The organism is uncultured Roseovarius sp., from assembly GCF_947489715.1.
In the GTDB taxonomy this organism is placed as follows: Bacteria; Pseudomonadota; Alphaproteobacteria; order Rhodobacterales; family Rhodobacteraceae; genus Roseovarius.
This window is the reverse complement of record NZ_CANLER010000008.1, coordinates 155949-174245: the sequence shown is the minus strand read 5'-3', so window position 1 is coordinate 174245 and position 18297 is coordinate 155949. Positions and strand designations below refer to the sequence as shown.

The 18297-nt window shown below is 53.2% G+C and carries 14 protein-coding genes, 1 tRNA gene and 1 pseudogene; 4 read left to right on the top strand and 12 right to left on the bottom strand.

What is annotated here, in order from left to right; genetic code table 11:
* Nucleotides 1-414: 414 nt before the first annotated feature.
* From Q1B27_RS18735 to Q1B27_RS18720, 4 genes are read right to left on the bottom strand one after another with little or no spacing between them, the layout of a single operon-like run.
* Entirely contained in the window at nucleotides 415-1197 is a 783-nt protein-coding gene (locus Q1B27_RS18735) for a dimethylarginine dimethylaminohydrolase family protein (protein WP_299849835.1), read from the bottom strand.
* A gap of 13 nt (nucleotides 1198-1210) precedes the next feature.
* Entirely contained in the window at nucleotides 1211-2812 is a 1602-nt protein-coding gene (locus tag Q1B27_RS18730) for a 5-guanidino-2-oxopentanoate decarboxylase (RefSeq protein ID WP_299849833.1), read from the bottom strand.
* Nucleotides 2809-3996, bottom strand: a complete 1188-nt coding sequence (locus tag Q1B27_RS18725) for a pyridoxal phosphate-dependent aminotransferase (protein ID WP_299849832.1) — start codon at nucleotides 3994-3996, stop codon at nucleotides 2809-2811. The genes Q1B27_RS18730 and Q1B27_RS18725 overlap by 4 nt, the downstream gene beginning before the upstream one ends.
* Nucleotides 3993-4745 (bottom strand): TetR/AcrR family transcriptional regulator, encoded by a 753-nt coding sequence (locus Q1B27_RS18720; RefSeq protein ID WP_299849830.1) that lies wholly within the window; start codon nucleotides 4743-4745, stop codon nucleotides 3993-3995. The genes Q1B27_RS18725 and Q1B27_RS18720 overlap by 4 nt, the downstream gene beginning before the upstream one ends.
* 4 nt (nucleotides 4746-4749) lie before the next feature.
* Here Q1B27_RS18720 and Q1B27_RS18715 point away from each other — a divergent pair.
* A pseudogene (locus Q1B27_RS18715) lies at nucleotides 4750-5352 on the top strand (ATP-binding cassette domain-containing protein); the annotation flags it as partial.
* Nucleotides 5353-5686: 334 nt separating this feature from the next.
* Here Q1B27_RS18715 and Q1B27_RS18710 read toward each other — a convergent pair.
* The 5 genes from Q1B27_RS18710 to Q1B27_RS18690 form a co-directional block, all read right to left on the bottom strand.
* Nucleotides 5687-6100 carry a universal stress protein gene (locus Q1B27_RS18710; protein WP_299849828.1) on the bottom strand — a complete coding sequence of 138 codons (414 nt, stop codon included), beginning with the start codon at nucleotides 6098-6100 and terminating at the stop codon, nucleotides 5687-5689.
* Between the two features lie 68 nt (nucleotides 6101-6168).
* Nucleotides 6169-7497 carry a TRAP transporter large permease gene (locus Q1B27_RS18705; protein ID WP_299849825.1) on the bottom strand — a complete coding sequence of 443 codons (1329 nt, stop codon included), beginning with the start codon at nucleotides 7495-7497 and terminating at the stop codon, nucleotides 6169-6171.
* 10 nt (nucleotides 7498-7507) lie between these two features.
* Entirely contained in the window at nucleotides 7508-8020 is a 513-nt protein-coding gene (locus Q1B27_RS18700; protein WP_299849823.1) for a TRAP transporter small permease, read from the bottom strand.
* A 122-nt stretch (nucleotides 8021-8142) separates the two neighbouring features.
* Nucleotides 8143-9291 (bottom strand): TRAP transporter substrate-binding protein, encoded by a 1149-nt coding sequence (locus Q1B27_RS18695; RefSeq protein WP_299849821.1) that lies wholly within the window; start codon nucleotides 9289-9291, stop codon nucleotides 8143-8145.
* 22 nt (nucleotides 9292-9313) lie between these two features.
* Complete coding sequence (locus Q1B27_RS18690; RefSeq protein ID WP_299849819.1) at nucleotides 9314-9499, bottom strand: hypothetical protein; 186 nt, start codon at nucleotides 9497-9499, stop codon at nucleotides 9314-9316.
* A gap of 138 nt (nucleotides 9500-9637) precedes the next feature.
* Between Q1B27_RS18690 and Q1B27_RS18685 the strand changes: the two genes are divergently transcribed.
* The 3 genes from Q1B27_RS18685 (at nucleotide 9638) to Q1B27_RS18675 (ending at nucleotide 13785) form a co-directional block, all read left to right on the top strand.
* Nucleotides 9638-10660, top strand: coding sequence for a LacI family DNA-binding transcriptional regulator (locus Q1B27_RS18685; protein WP_299849816.1), 1023 nt, complete (start codon nucleotides 9638-9640; stop codon nucleotides 10658-10660).
* Between the two features lie 215 nt (nucleotides 10661-10875).
* On the top strand, nucleotides 10876-11601 hold the full coding sequence (locus tag Q1B27_RS18680; RefSeq protein ID WP_299849814.1) for an ABC transporter substrate-binding protein: 726 nt from the start codon (nucleotides 10876-10878) through the stop codon (nucleotides 11599-11601).
* 6 nt (nucleotides 11602-11607) lie between these two features.
* Nucleotides 11608-13785, top strand: coding sequence for a bifunctional diguanylate cyclase/phosphodiesterase (locus tag Q1B27_RS18675; protein ID WP_299849812.1), 2178 nt, complete (start codon nucleotides 11608-11610; stop codon nucleotides 13783-13785).
* Nucleotides 13786-14029: 244 nt separating this feature from the next.
* Here the strand turns inward: Q1B27_RS18675 and Q1B27_RS18670 are convergent.
* The 3 genes from Q1B27_RS18670 to Q1B27_RS18660 all read right to left on the bottom strand — a co-directional run bounded on the left by Q1B27_RS18670 (nucleotide 14030) and on the right by Q1B27_RS18660 (nucleotide 18282).
* Nucleotides 14030-14106: transfer RNA gene (locus tag Q1B27_RS18670), tRNA-Met, on the bottom strand.
* Nucleotides 14107-14150: 44 nt separating this feature from the next.
* Nucleotides 14151-17174 carry an efflux RND transporter permease subunit gene (locus Q1B27_RS18665; protein WP_299849810.1) on the bottom strand — a complete coding sequence of 1008 codons (3024 nt, stop codon included), beginning with the start codon at nucleotides 17172-17174 and terminating at the stop codon, nucleotides 14151-14153.
* 4 nt (nucleotides 17175-17178) lie between these two features.
* On the bottom strand, nucleotides 17179-18282 hold the full coding sequence (locus Q1B27_RS18660) for an efflux RND transporter periplasmic adaptor subunit (protein WP_299849808.1): 1104 nt from the start codon (nucleotides 18280-18282) through the stop codon (nucleotides 17179-17181).
* Nucleotides 18283-18297: the final 15 nt, after the last annotated feature.

Below are 18297 nucleotides of genomic sequence, written 5' to 3'. Positions count from 1 at the left end.
TCAATAGGCTGCAGCGGCGAGAGCTGGTCAAATAAGTGCTCTTGCCATTCCCTAATGGTTTGCAAATGGTCAATAATTATTCAGTTTTGCCGCAGACGGTGCATTGTTGACTTGAAAAGAACATTACGCGTATCGGCTTGGCAAATACGATCTGCGTTAAGGTAGTCGCCGAACTGGTCTGCCTGATGCCGGTCATTGGATAGACCAACACTATTTGCATCGGTATGCTGGGGCTTTATGCGCGGTGACTGGAATAATGCCTTAGGCTCATCGGGGATATTTCCTAGTATATTAGCACTCCTTCACCAGCAGACCTGAGACAAGGGCCGTTGCAACAAGGTGAATTAACAGTAGTCCTGGCTATGCGTCAGTTGTTCGCCATCAGATGGTGTCTGCTAAAGGTCGTCTGGGCCCTTAGAACCTGAGCGACAAACAGGACATGCCGCCATCAAGCTTGGCGCATTCCGAATTATTGATCTCAACCACATCATAACCATGTTTGCTAAGCATCTCTGTTGTTCGCGGAAAACCTGAAGGGCAGAGGACAAGCTGGTTGAACCGAATGGAATTTGCAGCAGCTTCTTCACCTTCGGCCACGTGTAAAACTCGGTAGCCTTCAAAGCAGCCAGAGGCGTCCAGGCGTTTGGTTGACAGAATGGTTTCTCCATCCAGCAACGAACAGTCCGTCTTGAAATGCAGCACACCTGGCGGGGTAAAAACCTCGCGTAGGGTATGGCCCCAATCGGCGACAATATCTGTTAGTTCGGCCACGCCTACCGCATCCGTGCGATTAGATCGACCGACCAGTATCTCGCGTCCTGTCACCAGAATATCCCCGCCTTCGATATGGCCCGTGCCTCTGATCCGCCGAACATCGTCATATAAGTCGCGAATGGTTGGCTCCATTTCATCAACTTCACCCAGGCGGGTAGGGGCGCCGGGGCGCATCATTATCGCCCCTTGCGGCAGGCAGAGCGCGGTATCTTCTACAAAAACCGCATCGGGATATTGGTCAAGCGGCGGCAGTTCGATCACCTCAGCACCGGTTTCTTTAAGCGTGGCGACATAATGTGCATGATCAGCCAGCATCTGCGATAGATCAGGTGTTCCGATGTCTTCTGCACGCAATCCATTGGCGATGGTTCTTGCGGGGCGGCGTGTGATCGCGCGGGAAAATTCAAAGGTAGGGTCGGTCATTTTGATCTCGAATTTATTGAGGGTTTTGAGATTGATTGGGTGCACGAACCTCAATCAGACGCGGCCCGTCGATCGTCTGTGCCGACGAAAGTGCATCTGCGATTGCCGCTGGATCCGCCTCAACCCGCCTGAAAGGAATGTCGTAGGATCGCGCTACGTGTTCAAAATCTGGCGGCGTTGGATCGCACCCCAGAACGCTCACCCCAACGGCCTGCATGGATGTGGCGATTTCCTGGTAGCCATGATTGTTCCAGATTAAAAACGTGATAGGCAGCTTTTCATCTACGGCACACATGATCTCGGGCAAACTGAACTGAGCGCCACCGTCCCCAGCGATACAGATGACAGGCGCCGACCGGTCAGCCAGCGACGCGCCAATTGCAGCAGGGATGCCATAGCCAAGTGCGCCAAAGCCTGTGGCCGCATTGAACCAGCCTCCGGGCCTATCATGGTCATAATAGAGATTGCCCGCGTAGATCGCATATGTTGAATCTCCCACCATTATCGCCTCTGGCACCGCTGTGCGGGCCGCGTCTAATATTGCACAAAGTGCCCGCATCTCCGGACCGATTTCCTCTTGCGCTTTCTGTCGTGCCGTTGAGGCACGAACAGCACCGTTCTCGGCTTTAACTATGTCCTTAAGGAGTTCGTTGATTGCTTCAATCGTGCGCGATGCCTCGCCCAGAATTGGGAGCTTTGCGGTGTGGCGTGCCAATTGGTCGGGGCACAGGTCAATGCGGATCAGGGATGGCATGTCGGATATCGTACCGGTGGCATACATGTCATAATCGGTCTGTCCCAACTCAGTTCCGACCGCAAGAACAACGTCCGAAGATTCGATCAACTCTCTTACTGCCAACAAGCTGGGGCTGGCAGGAACACCAAGCGGGTGATCGAACATGATGCCACGGGCATTTACCGTCTGCACAACGGGGGCATCCAGCTTTTCGGCCAGCAATTGGATCGCTTCGCTGGCCCACCGTGCGCCGCCACCTGTCAGAATGATCGGCGCTTTGGCTCCTGCCAGCATTTCAGCGGCTTGAGCGACCAATTTGGGGTCAACCGGGTGGTCTGTTGGTTGCGTCGAGGCGATTGGGCTGGCTGTGTAATCTGTTCCGGCGACATCCAGGGGTATTTCGATATGGGTGGGCCCAGGCCGGCCTGATCGAAACGGCGCAAACGCCCGGTCCAGTGCAGGGGTCAGATCTGCATCGTCTTCAACCCGTTCAGAGATCAGCGCAACCGTTCGCGCCATCGCCCTTTGATCGGGTAATTCGTGCAAGTGGCCTAAACCCAATCCCAGACTGTCCAAGGCGTTCACGCCAGAAACAACCAGCATGGGTACACTATCTGCTCGCGCCTGACCCATAGCTGTTAACGTATTGGCAAGCCCTGGGCCGGTGATGACAAATGCGACTCCAGGTTTGCCTGACACGCGGGCATAGCCATCGGCCATAAACCCTGCGCCTTGCTCGTGCCGGGGTGTGATATGGCGAATGCCCGAGTCGGCCAGGCCACGATAAAGCTCTACCGTGTGTACGCCAGGAATGCCAAAGGCGGTGTCCACTTCGCGTTCAACAAGCTGGGCTACCAGCGCTTGTCCGACACTTGTCATGCTGTTTCTGCCTCCAACTGTTTGGCATGTTTGATGATGCGGTCACAGGCGGCACCAAATGCAGCATCGTCAACCGTCAGGGCGATGCGCACCCAGTCATCCATAGTGTCACCAAAAGACGCGCCTGGCATCACAGCTACACCACCATGCTCCAACAGATGGATCGCATATTCCTCGCCGTTCATGCGGGTGGTGGAAACATCAATCATTGCAAACATGCCTGCTTGTGGTCGGTGCACCCTAAGCCCACATTCCTGTGTTAGTCGATTTTGTAAGCGCGCTGCGCGTTCTGCATATCGCTGGCGCATGCCGGGGGCGACGCTGGAGCCTTCTCGAATGGCTTTTTCAGTCATATCTGCGATGAAGGGCTGATTGCCGAAAAGCATGGTTTCCGAAAGTGGTAGCAATGCCTCGGTAAAAGCGGTCGGTCCGACGCACCAGCCACTGCGGAAACCGGGAGCGGCATGGGATTTCGAAATCGACGACACGACAATCACTCGGTCTGCCAATTCGGATCGAGAAAGCGGAGAGGAGAATTTTAAACCGTCGAAAATCAGTTCTTCATAAACCTCGTCCGAGATAAGCCACAAATCATGTTCAATTGCCAATCGGCCAATCTCGTTGATGTCAGCATCGGTCAGGATGGATCCGGTGGGATTATGCGGTGTAGTCAACAAAATTGCGGATGTCTTGGATGTGATACGTTCGGCAACGTCTTGTGCGCTGATGCGAAATCCGTTTTCGCTCCTCAAAGGCACCGGAATCATGTCGGCACCGCTGGCTCGGATAACGCCCGCATATGTGGCATACATCGGGTCGCCGACAAGCACCTCGCAGCCCGCTTCGGCCACGCCCATAAGTGCGGCAAAAAGCGCGGTTTGCGTGCCTGGAAAACAAAGAATCTGATCGCTTGAAATATCACGACCTGCGCTCCGCGAATATCGCTCCGCCAGCGCGGCTCGCAACCCGGCCTCGCCACGCCCGTTGGAATATGTGGTGCGCCCTTGATGTAGCGCGTCCACAGTAGCGTCAATCAGTGTATTAGGGGTTGGAACATCCGGTTCACCAATGGTCATTTCGATGATGTCGTGCCCTTCCGCCACCAAATCCTTTGCCTTTTGGTAAACTTCCCATTTGGCGCCGCCCAGACCTGCAAGGCGCTTGGTGATTGCAGTGTGTTTCATGAACGGTTCTCCGTTTCTTCCAAATCCAATCCAATAATCGCCCCAACCGATCTGAGGCCGATTTCAGGCAATTCGCCGGTTTCAAATGCGCCGGGTAGGGCACCACCTTCCATCCATAGGCCGTCGATAACGGCGTTACAGGCAATCGCCAGTCCACGTAGCTGTGAAGACGGGGTGTCAATCTCCGCTTCGGTCAAAGCATCTGCGATCAAAGCCTCAAGCCGGTCGCGAAAATCGTGATATGTTTGTTCGTGGATCGCCTGCATCCGTGGATCTTCGCGGATTTTATTGAGAAAGCCCGCCCACAATGAGACTGAGCGGGGATCAACCACTGGTGGCTTCAAACCGTTTGTAACAAAAGCTGCCAATCGTGATTTGCAAGAGTGGTGTGATGCAGCGCCAGGCGCTGCGGTCAGATCAGTCATGTGGCTCATATGGTGTTCGTAGGCCGCAGTGATCAGATCTTCCTTGGACGAAAAATGATGGCGAATTAACCCCTGCGTGACATCAGCCCTGCTGGCAATCGCGCGCACGGTGGCCCCCCGGACACCCTTTTCGGCAATCAACGACAAGGTTGACAGAATCAGCGCTTCTTTGCGCTGTTCAGCAGGCTCACGTCTGAATTTTGGTCCAGATTCCGACACAGGGTTTCCACGCAGTATAATTATACACTTGTATAAATACCAAATGCCAGCATTACTACAACCCATAAAATGGGGGTTGGGCGCTGAAGAACCAATCAACGGCACAGATATGGCATCTGACGTTCAAGGTGAGGCCATAAGCATTACCGATCTACAAAAGTCGTCCGATGAGCTTGAAGTGTTGAAAGGGTTCCCTAACCGCTCAAAAAGGCAACGTGGTGGCGATCATTGGAGGAAGTGGATCGGGCAAGTCTACTTTCTTGCGTTGTATCAATTTCCTGGAAACCCGATTTCCGGCCAGATCGTGTTGAATGGTGAAGAGATTGCCACGCGGCCCGATGGCGTTCCGGTCAATCGCCGCCAGATTGAGCGTATATGCAGCCATCTGGGTATGGTTTTTCAAGCATTCAATCGTTGGACGCACCGAACCTTGTTAGAGAATGTAATCGAGGTTCCGGTCTGTGTACTCAAAGCACCGCGCACCGAAACCGTTGAGCGTGCCAAGGTCTTGCTGGATCGGGTTGTCCTGGTTGATAAAGCCGAAACTTTCCCCTCTTATCTGTCTGGTTGCCAACAACAGCGCGCGGCCATCGCCCGCGCTTTGGCAGTAAACCCAGGTGCGATGTTGTTTGACGAACCGACCAGCGCGCTTGATCCTGAATCTGTAGGTGAGGTGTTGACCGTCTTTCGTGACCTTGCCGCAGAAGGCCGCATCGAAGAGCAGGGTCCTCCTGCCGACCTTGGGTGGCGAACCATTCTTCAACTCAAAGCGACGCCGTTGGTCGCGACAATCACTGTGGTCGAAATTTGTTCGGTGTCATCTCGCGTCCGTCCGGACACCTTTATCGTCTATGAGCCACTACTTTTGCTGGCGGTGTTATACATGATGATTGCGGTGCTACTCACGTTGATGTTCCGGTGGTTTGGAGACCGTGTTCCCGGATAATATTGGCCTGGTTCCTGTTTCTCAGGGAATGTGTCAGGCATATGCAAACAAACACTTCGGGTTTATCTAACTCAGTGAACCGATACTGAAAGCGAAGGCGTCACTTTTGATCGCGTTGAACGTGAACTGCGCAGACCGCGTGGCGCACAACACGACTTGCTGTCGAACCCAGAAAAAAATCACTCAGGCCGGGTTTGTGCGAACCCATTACAATGCAGTCGATGGCGTTTTCTGATGCGAAATCGATGATTGTGCGGGCAGAGTGCCCTTTCACGATCTTCGGCGTGATCCGTGACAAGCCAGCCAACTTTTCAACAAGCTGGCGCTCAGCCGCTTCAAATCCGGCCTTCACATCATCCTTGTCAAGATAAGCACTGACCGAACCTTGTGGCATTTCATAGACATGAAGAGCGATGATTTCGCCACATTCTGCACACAGGGTTTCTGCAACCTTAAGCGTTTGCGGTGACAAACCGTGGTCAAGCGCCATCGGTACGAGGATCTTATTGTACATATCTTATCTCCGTAGAAAGGATCATCGTCTCAACCAACAGGGGTATGAAAGGTCGTTAGTGTGTGGGTTTATTTGTATATATCCGGAAGGAAGGTTGTTGATAGGGCAGGGACGTAGGCAATCAGCAGCACCACGATGAACATGCATAGTACAAAGGGCACGGCACGGGCCGCGATCTTCAGGATAGATTCCCCGGTGATACCTGACACGACGAAGAGGTTCAGCCCAAGCGGCGGTGTGATAAAGCCGACGCCGAGTGCGGTGATCATCATGATACAGAATTGAATCTCGTTCATGCCGATATTGTCTGCCAGTGGTTTCAGGATCGGGGCCAGGATCACGATGTTGGGCGTCGTTTCCATCACGCAGCCAGCGGCAATCAAAATTCCGATCATCAGCAGGATCAGCAACCATGGCTCATCTGTCAGCGAGGTCACCGAGGTCACGAAGCCTTGTGGCACGCCCATAATCGCAAGTGCTTCTGCCAGAGGGGCGGAAAAGGCGATGATTGGCAGAATGACACCGTTCACCTTGGCTGAGCTTACGAGCATCGCAGGGAAGTCCGACAGCGACAGTGTTTTGAGGATAAATCCCATGGCAATCGTCACAACGACGGCAGTTGCTCCAGCTTCGGTCGGCGTCAGACGACCAGAGAAGATGCCGTAGAAAATAATTCCGGGAACGATAAAGGCATACCAGCCAGATTTCAGCGAACGACCCAGATTGCCGAACCATTCCGCCGCAGTCATCATGCCACCACCCTCATACCCGTAGATGCGGTTCACAATCAGGTTGGTGATCAGGATCGAGATCAGGATGGCCAGACCGGGTATCAGTGCGGCAAGGAAAAGCGTTGATGCAGATATGCCCAGCACGAGGCCGATGATGATATAGGCGATCGAGGGGGGAATGAGGATACCGGTACATGCCCCGGCTGCCACAAGCGCGCAGGCATAGGGGCGTGGGTAGCCGCTCTCAACCAGCCTGTCGATCGTCATGCGCCCGACTGCGGCTGCACCAGCGGCATCCGATCCGGAGATCGCGGCAAACATGCCGCAGACCAACACTGTGGCCGATCCGAAGCCGCCCTTTGCGAAGCAGGTCAACGCCTCGGCTACATCCAGGAACTTTCGCGACAGGCCTGTTCTGACCAGCACGTCACCCGTCAAGATAAAGAGTGGTACAGCGGTAAGTGCGAAGGCATCAATGCCGGCAAAAAGGCTTTCGCCCACCAGGCTGAGAGGAAGATCGCCGGACATGATCAGCATCGTGATCGCGGCGGTTCCGATTGCGGCCCACACCGGTACTGCGAGTGCAATGAGACCCACGAACATTATTACGGGCAGATAGAAATCCCAGCCCAATTCAACCGTCTGATTGAGTGTATTCCAAAGCATGATCTATTCCTCAATCAAAAAGCTTGTCGCCTTCGAAGACGGGGGTCCCGTCTCTTAGGGATTTCAAATCGCGAAGAAAGGATTGCAGCAATCGCCAGATCATCAGCGCAAACCCGGTGGGAACTGCCATCAGAAACCAGACTTTGGAAATGCGCAGCCCGTCAGTGACCGAACCGAACTTGGCCGAGACATGGACGGCCTCGAAAGACCAGTAGAGGGCGATGATCGCGACTACAAACATCACCAGATCACCGAATATGTACAATAACGCTTTGGGACGTGGTCCGATGTAGTGCATCACCACATCAATTCGGATGTGCGCGCGTTCCTTGACTGCCGCTGCCGCACCGATCCATGCCAGATAGATAAAGGAATAACGCACGATTTCCTCTCCCCAGATGGAGGAGTAGGAGAAAATCTCGCGGCGCAGCACTTCGATTGCCATTGTGATGACAAGCATCACGTAAAAGACGAGAAGCAGCCATCGCTCGGCGTCACGGTCAATTCGGCGGAGTGTGTCCATTACTTATCCAATCTATTGGCAACAGTGCTTTACGGCGGACCTAGCGGCCTGCGCACGGTGATCTAAACGGATTCAGGAAAAGGTGCGGGCGCCTGCTCTTGCTGAGGCACCCGCGCAGCTGTTTATGCGTCGTGGACGTAATATTTGCCCTGCGTGCTGGCCGCTTCTTCCAGTTTATTGAAAGCCTCGATTGACCCTGCGAGCTCAGTCTTGAATTCATCCCATTCAGACCGCTGGTAACCGCCAGCTTCCTGCCACTCAGCTAGCTGATCTGCGCTCAGTGAATGGAACTCAACACCAGCCTTGCGCAGTTCCGCCATTGCATAGGCACGAGCCGATGGCACCTTAGACAGATTTTGATGTGCAGTCATTTCCGAACCCCACATAATCCCTTCTTGCACATCAGCCGGCATGGAGTTGAACCATTCTAGATTGCACGAATAGACTTGGCTGTCTGGCACCGCCTGCGTGAAGGTCACATGGCTGAGGATATCCTTGAAGCCAAAGACGTAAAGCGCGCCCACAGACGGATCCAGCGCGTCGGCGACACCTTGTTTGATTGCGGATGGCGTTTCACCCCATGCTACCGGTGTCGGGTTTGCGCCAACCATCCGGTAATATTGCTGCAACATCTTCGAACCGGGGACGCGGAATTTGACACCCGAAAGGTCACCTGGGCTTAGCACGGCTCCGGCGCCGCCTTTACGCACGGCGACGACACGAGGGTCAATATTGACATAAAACAATGCCTTGAATCCCGCGGCTTCGACCTTGGGATGCACTTCGGCATTCCAGTAATCTGAGTTAACCAGGTTGGTGAAGCGTTGGTTTGAACCACACAGATAGGGCATGTTGATGAGATCAACGGTCGAGGCAAAGGGAGCAAAGTTCGACAGCGAATGCTGCGCCGCCTGAATGGTACCACCCTGAACTTTCTGAACCAGCGAGCCGCCTGCGCCCAACTGACCACCCGGGGCCAGTTTGACGTACACCTTGCCGTTAGTGGCATTCTGAATGTTCTCTTTCAGATCAAGCTGCATAATAGGATAGCTGCGCGAGGCACCCAGCACATAGGCTGTTGCCAAGGTCATCACGTGCTCTGCCGCTTTCTCTCGATCACGCTCTTCATTTGCAGTCTGCGCGCTCGCGTCAGTTGACCAGAGCATGCCACCTGCACCGGCAACCAAGGCTGCCGTGAAGCCGCCGCTTGCGGTCAGTTTCAGAAAGTTGCGGCGCTCAGCCGACGCGAGTTCCTTTTGGTCTTTCTCCATCAATTGTCCTCCCATTGGACCATTAGCCGCCGTTTTTTTCGTCGCGGTCGGCTTCTTTTTTAAGAATTGCGATGACGAACAAGATCGACGCCGCGAATAGAACCAGCATTTCGCCGACGTCGCCCAAGAAGGCGCTGCCAGCGAATGCGCCCAGTGCGACATTCGCGAAATAAACTACAAACACGGCGATTGAGGCGATGAGAAACATTTGGTGGTTCTCCTGGGCGATTCGATTGCTACCTCAGTGTAAGCGCTTACATTAACAAAATGCAAGCGCTTACATTTTATGGTTTCATGAGACCAGTTTTGCTGCTAAAAATACATATCGCGTTTTTTAAGGCTGGGCATGACTGGTAATAAAACCGTTCCGACGCTGGATGATGTTGCAAAGACAGCGGGCGTATCAACCGCGACCGTATCGCGCTGCATCAATACGCCCGAGCGTGTCGTCGAAAACACCCGCAATCGCGTTTTGAAGGTAATAGATCAACTCGGATATACACCGAATTTCGGTGCGCGTGTGATGGCCGCGAAACGTACTTATACGATAGGCGCGATCATACCCACGATGGAAAACGCCATCTTTGCCCGTAGTTTGCAGGCATTTCAGGAGGCGCTGCACCAGAAGGGCTATACGCTTTTGGTCGCAAGCTCGGCCTATCGGCCGGATGTTGAGGAAGAGCAGATTCGCGCGCTGGTGTCACGCGGCGCTGATGGATTACTTCTTATCGGACATGACCGGGATGCTTCAATTTATCAATATTTGAAACAACGAGAGGTGCCAGCGCTGATCGCGTGGACCTTTGCAGATGATGCGCCGCACCCGTGCATCGGTTTTGATAACAGGGCATCTATGCGCGCCCTGACCGAAGAAGTTCTGAAACGCGGCCACCGAAGGGTTGGTATCATCTCTGGCGCAACACAGGGAAACGACAGGGCTCGGCAGCGTATAGAGGGTATCAAAGATGCGTTGACTTCCAATGGGCTTGACCCGGCGAATTTGAATATTGTCGAAACCAAGTATGAAATAGAATGTGGCGGCGAAGCTTTTGAAAAATTGATGTCTTTCAAGAAGCCACCAACGGCAATCTTATGCGGAAACGATGTGCTCGCGGTCGGTGCAATTCGACGCGCGCGCGAGCTTGGACTGGATGTGCCCGGGGATGTTTCGATAACGGGATTTGATGATATCGAATTAGCAAAAGTTGTATTTCCAGCCTTGACCACTGTGCATGTGCCCCACCGGGAAATGGGTAGCAAGGCGGCAGTTGAACTTGTGAATATGGTTGAGACGAAAAGCGCTGGCAGCTCAGCGGAGCTTAACACGACCATACAAATCAGGGGATCATTGGGTCACGCAAAGAACTAAAAAATTATTTACAGCGATCAAGGGATTTCAGCTTCGGCAAAACGCAAGATTTTATCTTTTTGACTTAAAAAATTTGATTGATTGGAAAGGCCACTCCCAGAGGCGCGTACGGGTGATTAATCTGTCGCAAATTTTATGGATGCCCCGTTTGCAAACGAAATTTCAAACCTCCCTCTCTAGGTATTCAAGAAATCCTTTAGAGTCGGAGCTTGTGTATGCGTATCCTATCCTTAATGACATCTGTCTGTCTGGCGATAGCCACGATTTCTCATTCTGAAACGAGAACACTTTCAATAGCGACAGGAAGTTATGCGCCTTTCACGGGCCAGGACCTGCCCGGTGAAGGGATTGTAAATCAAAGCGTTCGGAACATCGCAAAGAACGCAGGATTTGAAATATCGTTCGACTACATGCCTTGGAAACGGACGCTCGAGGCGACGAGGCGCGGCATGTATGATGCGACGTCCTACTGGTACTATAGCGAAATGCGCGAACCGCACTTCATTCATGTAGGTCCGGTAATGAGAGAACGCGAAGTCTTCTTTACAATTGCGGATTCAGACGTTCCGAATTGGAATTCTCTCGAAGATCTGTCGGGTCTGCGTATCGGCGTTGTGCCGGGGTACACCTACACTCCGCAGCTCTGGGAAATGGGTGAAAGTGGACGTTTGACTTTGTCCGAAGCGACATCTGACGAAGCTAATCTGCGAAAGCTGCTTGCAGGGCGAATAGATGTTTACCCCATGAGCGAAACCGCTGGATGGCATCTGATCAGTGAATTATTTTCAGAAAGCGAACAGGCCCGTCTCCGGGTGCTGGATACACCTCTGGTGATCAGCGGCGGCTACCTTCTGGTCTCGCGCAGTAAACCGGATGCCGAAGCGGTAGCCCAAGCCTTGCAAATTGCCGTCGATGCCGCGGAAATTCAACTGTCCAACTGACCTCAGATGCGCTCTGCGAAACCGCAAGAAACAGGCACGTTTACCGCGCAGCCCAGAGCCCTTAGCAAGGTACTGCTGAAGATCACTCTGTTCTTGGCATTGGTTCTTGGTTTGTTTGCGGCGCTGATACAATTGTCGCTCGACTTACAACAACAAAAGAACGCGGTTGAAGACTCGGCCGAAGCATTCTTGGACAGCATAACGCCTTCTGCCGCTTCCGCAGTCTATAATTTCTATAATGAGGCAGCGGATCAAGCCGTAGCTGGCCTTTTTACGCAACGCGCCATTCGCTATGTTCAAATACTTAATGGCAGCGAGGTTATGGTGGAGCGCGGGCGTGTTTTGACACCCACATTGCCGACAGTAGCGCTTATCGCAAAGAGTGATGAAGTTCTATTGACCCGAGAGCTTCGAAACCCTGAATTGGATAGTGGCGAAGTAATCGGCGAGCTGACGATCATTGTTGATAGGTCCATTGTCCCGCCCGCAATTGTGCGCCGAATGGTTTCATTCTTTCTGCTCTCCACTGTGAAAAACTTATTATTCGGTTTGGCACTTGTAGCTTTGGTTTATGCCGCGTTGACCCGCCACATCATCCAAATCGCTGAGGCGACGTCGCGCTGGAAGCCAGGTGCTGGCGCGCTCACAATTCCCAAACCGCCGGGATTTTTACGAAACACAGAAGTTGAACTCTTGGGTGACCGTATCGTTGCGATGTCTGGCACCGCTGAAACTGCAATTCATGAACTTGAAGATGCAAGCCGAGAAGTACGCAAGAACAATTCGGAGCTAAGCCAACGTTCTTCGCAGTTATCCAAGGCTGTGAAAGCACGAACACAAGAACTTCACACCGCCAACTTGGCTTTGAAACATCAGGCAGATTGCGATGCATTGACGGGTTTGACCAACCGGGGCGCGTTCGACAGGTTTGCTATTCGCAGTGTCAAGGATGCTGCTGAAGATCATGCATCGGTGGCGTTGATCATGATCGATCTCGACCAATTTAAGCCCTTTAACGATCATTATGGGCATCAGGCAGGTGATAGCTGCTTGGTTTCTGTCGCGTCAGTTTTGAGTGATCTGGGCGATGACAATGAGACCCTTGTCGCACGGTATGGAGGTGAGGAATTTATTTGTCTCATCCGAAATGGTGGTCGACAGAAGGGTGAAGACTTTGCAGAGCAGGTTCACAAGGCACTTGCAGAGCTGGCGGTCCCACATGATCGTTCAAGTGTGAGTGATGTTGTGACGGCAAGCATCGGAATAGCCTGGGAAAAATGCGGACGTTCGACCACGCTTGAGACCCTGACAAGTGCTGCCGACGAAGCTCTATACGAAGCCAAGCATAAGGGGCGCAACCGGACGATTTTCTCCACTGAGAAAATTCGCGAGCGGGTCAGGAAGCGGCGAAAAATTGTCACAGACCTCCTGGAGGCGATCGAACTTCGTCAATTCGAACCCTTTTTCCAATCGCAGGTCGATGCCAATACAGGTGAAATTGTTGGTATGGAAGCGCTCGCGCGGTGGTGCAAGCCTAATGGTCAGGTTTTAAGCCCGCAGGAATTCATGCCAACGGCAGAAGAAAATGATCTTGTACGGATAATTGATGGAATCATATTCGACAAATGCGCCCTGTTCCTGCGCGAGGCGCAAGAACTTGGTTTTCATGTTCCGCGTATGTCGGTGAACTTGTCTGAAGACCATCTGAAAGACGATGCCTTGATCGACCGGCTGCGTAATTTGTGTGACGGGGTGACAACGCCGATTGCTGTAGAGCTGCTTGAAACAACCGCGCTTGACAGCCCTTCACCAAAACTAGCCTGGACGATTGATAACATCCGCGACCTGGGGATGGAGGTCGAAATTGACGACTTCGGAACTGGTAAAACTTCGATTGTGAGCTTGATGACAATGCGTCCATCCCGTTTAAAGATTGCAAGAGAGCTGGTGATACCTGCCCCCTTGCAGGACCGTAACAAGAGGCTGTTGTCCTGCGTCCTTGAGATCGGAAACACGCTCGGAATTGACATCGTTGCAGAAGGCGTTGAGACACAAGAACATCGTAAGCTGTTATTGGATATGGGCTGCACGATCCATCAAGGTTTTCTGTATTCGCGGCCTGTCAAAGCTTCGGAACAGATGAAACAACTTAGCGATCACAAGAACCAAAAGAACGTGTCCTGATCTGGGCCTGACCCTCAAAACTGGGTGATCCCGCATAAAGCGCTAGGCAATAAAGCTAACGTGCTTGCAATAGAGGCGGCTATACACGAACGAATATTTCAATCTGGATGCAAGCTATGGGAAAAAGAGGCGCTCTAAAATTCACGGCCCAAGTAGCCAGTAAGCTGGAAGCAGATAATTAACGCGTGGCAGTTCCAAAGCTTTCAGCTTTCATTCCAAGACGCCACATTAGGAAAGATAGAGATGGTAGCGGAGGAGGGACTTGAACCCCCGACACGCGGATTATGATTCCGCTGCTCTAACCAACTGAGCTACTCCGCCGGACCGAGCCGGTAGGTAAGACAGGAGCGGGGCCGCGTCAAGTCTCAATCGCGGCGAAAAAACAAGCGATAGGTCGGTGGCACAAAGATCAGCGTCAGCGGCGAAGCAATGAGCAAACCGCCGATCATCAGTGTTGCCATAGGTTCGAATAAAGCACCACCAGCAAGGGCCATCGGCAAGAGGCCCAGCACAGTGGTCAGCGACGTTAGCAAGACCGGGCTCAGGCGTTTTTTTGCGGCGGTGACAATCGCCTCGTCAAGCCCAAGGGTTTTTCGTTCTATGTCGATCTGGTCGATCAGGACAATGGCGTTGTTGATGATGATACCCATCAGTGAGATCAGCCCGAGGATGGCAAAGAAGGATAGGGGCTGGCCGGTCAGCAAAAGTGCAAGCGGGGCGCCCACGACAATGAGGGGGATGGTCATGAAAGTCAACGCGACACGGCGGACGGAGTTGAACTGAAAGATCAGCGCGGCAATCATGACGACGACCGCATAGGGCATACCAGCAGCTAGGTCGGCATTGGTTTCAGCGGAATCCTCGCTCTCACCTCCAATTTCGATTTCATATTCCGGTCCCAGATTCAGTGATTCCAGCGTAGGGGTGATCATTTCTTCTACTTCGGCGGCGGACAGCGTGGCGCTTTTGCCTGAGATGATGATCTGACGTTCCTGATCCATGCGCAGCAGTTGTGCCAACTCAAGCCGGGGCTGCCAAAAAGAAACCTGATCAAGCGATATCAGCCCTGAATCGGTGGGCAGTGAAAGGTTTGCCAGGTCTTCGAGACTGTCGCGGAAGGTATCTTCGGCGCGCACGACAACTGGAATCTGGTCGGGCCCCTCGCGATAGACAGTGTAGGTTGTTCCCGAGAAATAAGCCTCCATCACGTCTGAAACTTCCTCGGATGTCACGCCCAGTTCACGTGCTTTTTCCTGAAGAATCTCAATTCCAATTGTGATGACCTTGTTGCCCCAGTCATTTTCATTCAGGACCAGCGCAGGAACCTGATCGAAGGCTTTTTCGACTTCCTGCGCCGCCGAAAGCAGGGTGTCGGCATCGGGTCCTGTGATTTCGACCTCGACAATGCCGGATTCAGCACCGCCCATCGACAGCCGCGTGATGCGTGCCCGGGCGGCAGGATGATTGACAGCAAGATGTCGCCGCGCTCGCTCGGCCGCAACGACTGCATCTTGGAAAGACTTTGTATTAACGAGAATAAAGGCACTGGCGGGGTCAGTATCGGCAGGCTCGAGAGCAAGGTAGAAACGGGGGCCACCATCGCCGACAAAGACAGTCGTATTATGGGTTTCCGGGTTTTGCTCGGGGTCACGCAACCACCTATCAACAGCCAGCGCCTCGTCCCTGGTCGCCGAGATAGAAGTTCCTTTGGGCATATCCAGGTAGACCAGATACTCGGCTCGTTCGCTAAGGGGGAACATCTCGGATTTGAGGTTGCCGAACATGGAAGCCCCGAAAAAGACCAGTAGGTAGGTCAATGCGATCACTGGCAAGCCCCACCGAAGGGTTTTGGCGATAATCGTTCCATAGGAACGGATCAGAAAATTCTCTGAACTTTCTGTCTCTTTCTTCGGTTTAAGCAGGTTGGCGGCAAGAAAAGGCAGGATGTAATGGGCGGTCAACCACGAACCACTGAGCATAAGTGCCACCACGGCCCCAAGGGAAAAGGCGAACTCGCCCGATGTGCCCTCGACTAAAAACATCGGTAAGAAGGCCGAAACGGTGGTGATCGAAGCGACTGCGAGCGGGATGAAAAACTGCCCACCGGCGGCTATCGCCGCGTCTTTTGGTGTAGCGCCCGCGCGGATGCGGTTTTCGATATCCTCGACCACGACGAGGCCGTTATCCACCAGAAGACCTAGTGAGATGATGACCGCTGCAATCGAAATCTGTTCTAGGTCGATACCAATTCGGGTCATCAAAAGAAGGGAAAAGGCCACCGTGAAAGGCACGATACTGGCGATGATGAGTGCGGGGCGGAACCCCAGGAACAGCATGATTACGACCAGAACAACTGCAAATGTCTGGGCGACATTGGACAGGGCGCCGTTGATCGACTGGGTGACGTTGGTTTCCTGAAAGGTTGAAATGTTAAAGCTGATCCCGATGGGATGTTGTTGTTCGAACCGCGGGATTTCGCGTTTGAGCAGGTCGCCGATCTTCTGAATATCACGGTCATCGGACATCTCAACACTGACAATCACAGCGGGTTCGCCATTGAAATATATTGGCTTGTCCATCGGATCGACATACCCGCGTCGCACCGTCATGATGTCGCGCAAGCGCACGATCCCACCTTGAGGTAGCTTGGTCAGGACGCCACCGATTTGCTCAAGTGATGTCAGGTTTCCGTTGGCCTCCAGAATGATATTCGTTCCGTCGGCATCAATCCGGCCTGCGGGCAGTATTACGTTCTGGGCGCTCAGATCGTTAAGAACGGTGGGAATTTGCACTCCGATTGCCGCTAGCCTGCGGCTATCAATTTCGAGCCAAATGCGCTCATCCTGTTCGCCAGAAAGGGTGACTTTGGTAATGCCGTCCAGTTTGTAGAGGTTTTGTTGTAGATCCTCCGCTGCATCCGAGAGTTCTGCATAAGAAAAGCCGTCACCTGTTACGGCGATTGTAGCGATGGCAACGTCGCCATAATCGGTGTTGATAAATGGACCTTGCGTACCGTCGGGCAATTCGCCGGCGGTATCCTCGATCTTGTTCCGCAGATCAACGAAGATGGCCTCGATATCATCCTTTGGGATGCTGTCGCCGAGCGTTATCTTCAAAAGCGCGTTGCCAGTTGTAACCAGGGTCGAGATTTCATCCACTTCGCCGATCTCGCGTGCGGCGCGCTCCAGCGGATCCGCGATCAAGTCTTCAACCCGTTCGGGTGCCATTCCGGGAAAAGACGCCGACACGGCTGCGGTGCGGATGGTGATTGCGGGGTTCTCTCGTTTGGGTAAGCCGAAATAGGCCAACGACCCCATCAACAGAAGGCCTATCATCACCAGGATTGTCAGTCGGGATTTTTCGATGCCGAAGCGCGCAAGAATATCCATGGTATTATTCCTGCTCGTCGAGCAATTTGACCTGCTGGCCATCTTTCAGGAACGAGACACCAGCCGACGCGACCAGATCACCTTCGCTCAATCCATCGACAATCACGATGGAGTTTTCCCGCACACCGCCAACGGCGACAGTGCGGCGTTTGATTGTGCTGCTCGCGGGATCAAATACATAGACGCCTAATTTTCCAGGCTTGCGTGGACTGCCCGGATCACCATTCTTGCCGTCCTTGATGATGGCCGAGAGGGGCAGGGTAAAACCTTCCTCTTCTGGCAGGGCAAAGGAAAGTGCTGCCTCGACTGCCATGCCCGCCTTGAGTAGATTGTTGGCTTCTGTGAGGCTCAGGACAATCGGAAAGCTCGACACCGCATCTGCGCGCGAGCCGATTTCGCTGACCACGGCATCCAGTTCAATATCCGGGCGATCGGCCAGGCGAACTTTGGCCGGGGTTCCGACCACCAGACGTTCCACCGTATCAAAATTGACCGAAAAGGAGACTTCAAAACCTTTTGGAGAATAGATTGAGGCGATGGCTGTGCCGGCGGTGACCGTGGCATATGATTGCACGTCGACGGAGTTCACCACGCTATCGAACGGCGCCAGGATTTCAGATTTGGTAAGGTCTTCCTCAGCTGTTTCCAGCGCCTTTTTGGCTTGCACCAGAGTAGCGGCGGTCGTTTCTGCTTCGGTGCGTGCGTCGTCGACAGACACCTTGGTCGTTGCGCCACGCTCGAACAATTCCTGCTGACGAACCAGCGTGTCGGCCGCGTTCTGGGCTGCCGATTGCGCCTGTGCGACACCGGCCTGTGCGTTTTCCACCTGCAATTCCAGCGTGGTAGGATCAATTCTTGCAACCAGATCACCCGCTTTCAAAAGCTGGCCGACATCAAGATCGATTGCTTCTAGTTTGCCGCCGACCTCAAAGGCCAAGGTATTCAGTTCTGCAGGTTCAAGAACCGCAGGGAAGCGCCGGATCGTGGATTTTTCGACATTCGCTATTCTATGGGTTTTCAGCCCTCGAATGACAGTTTCCTGTTCGGGCGCTTCTTCTTTGCAACCAGACAGCGCGACGATAAGACCAGCGATCAGCCAAATTCTCATGATTTGATCCTCAAT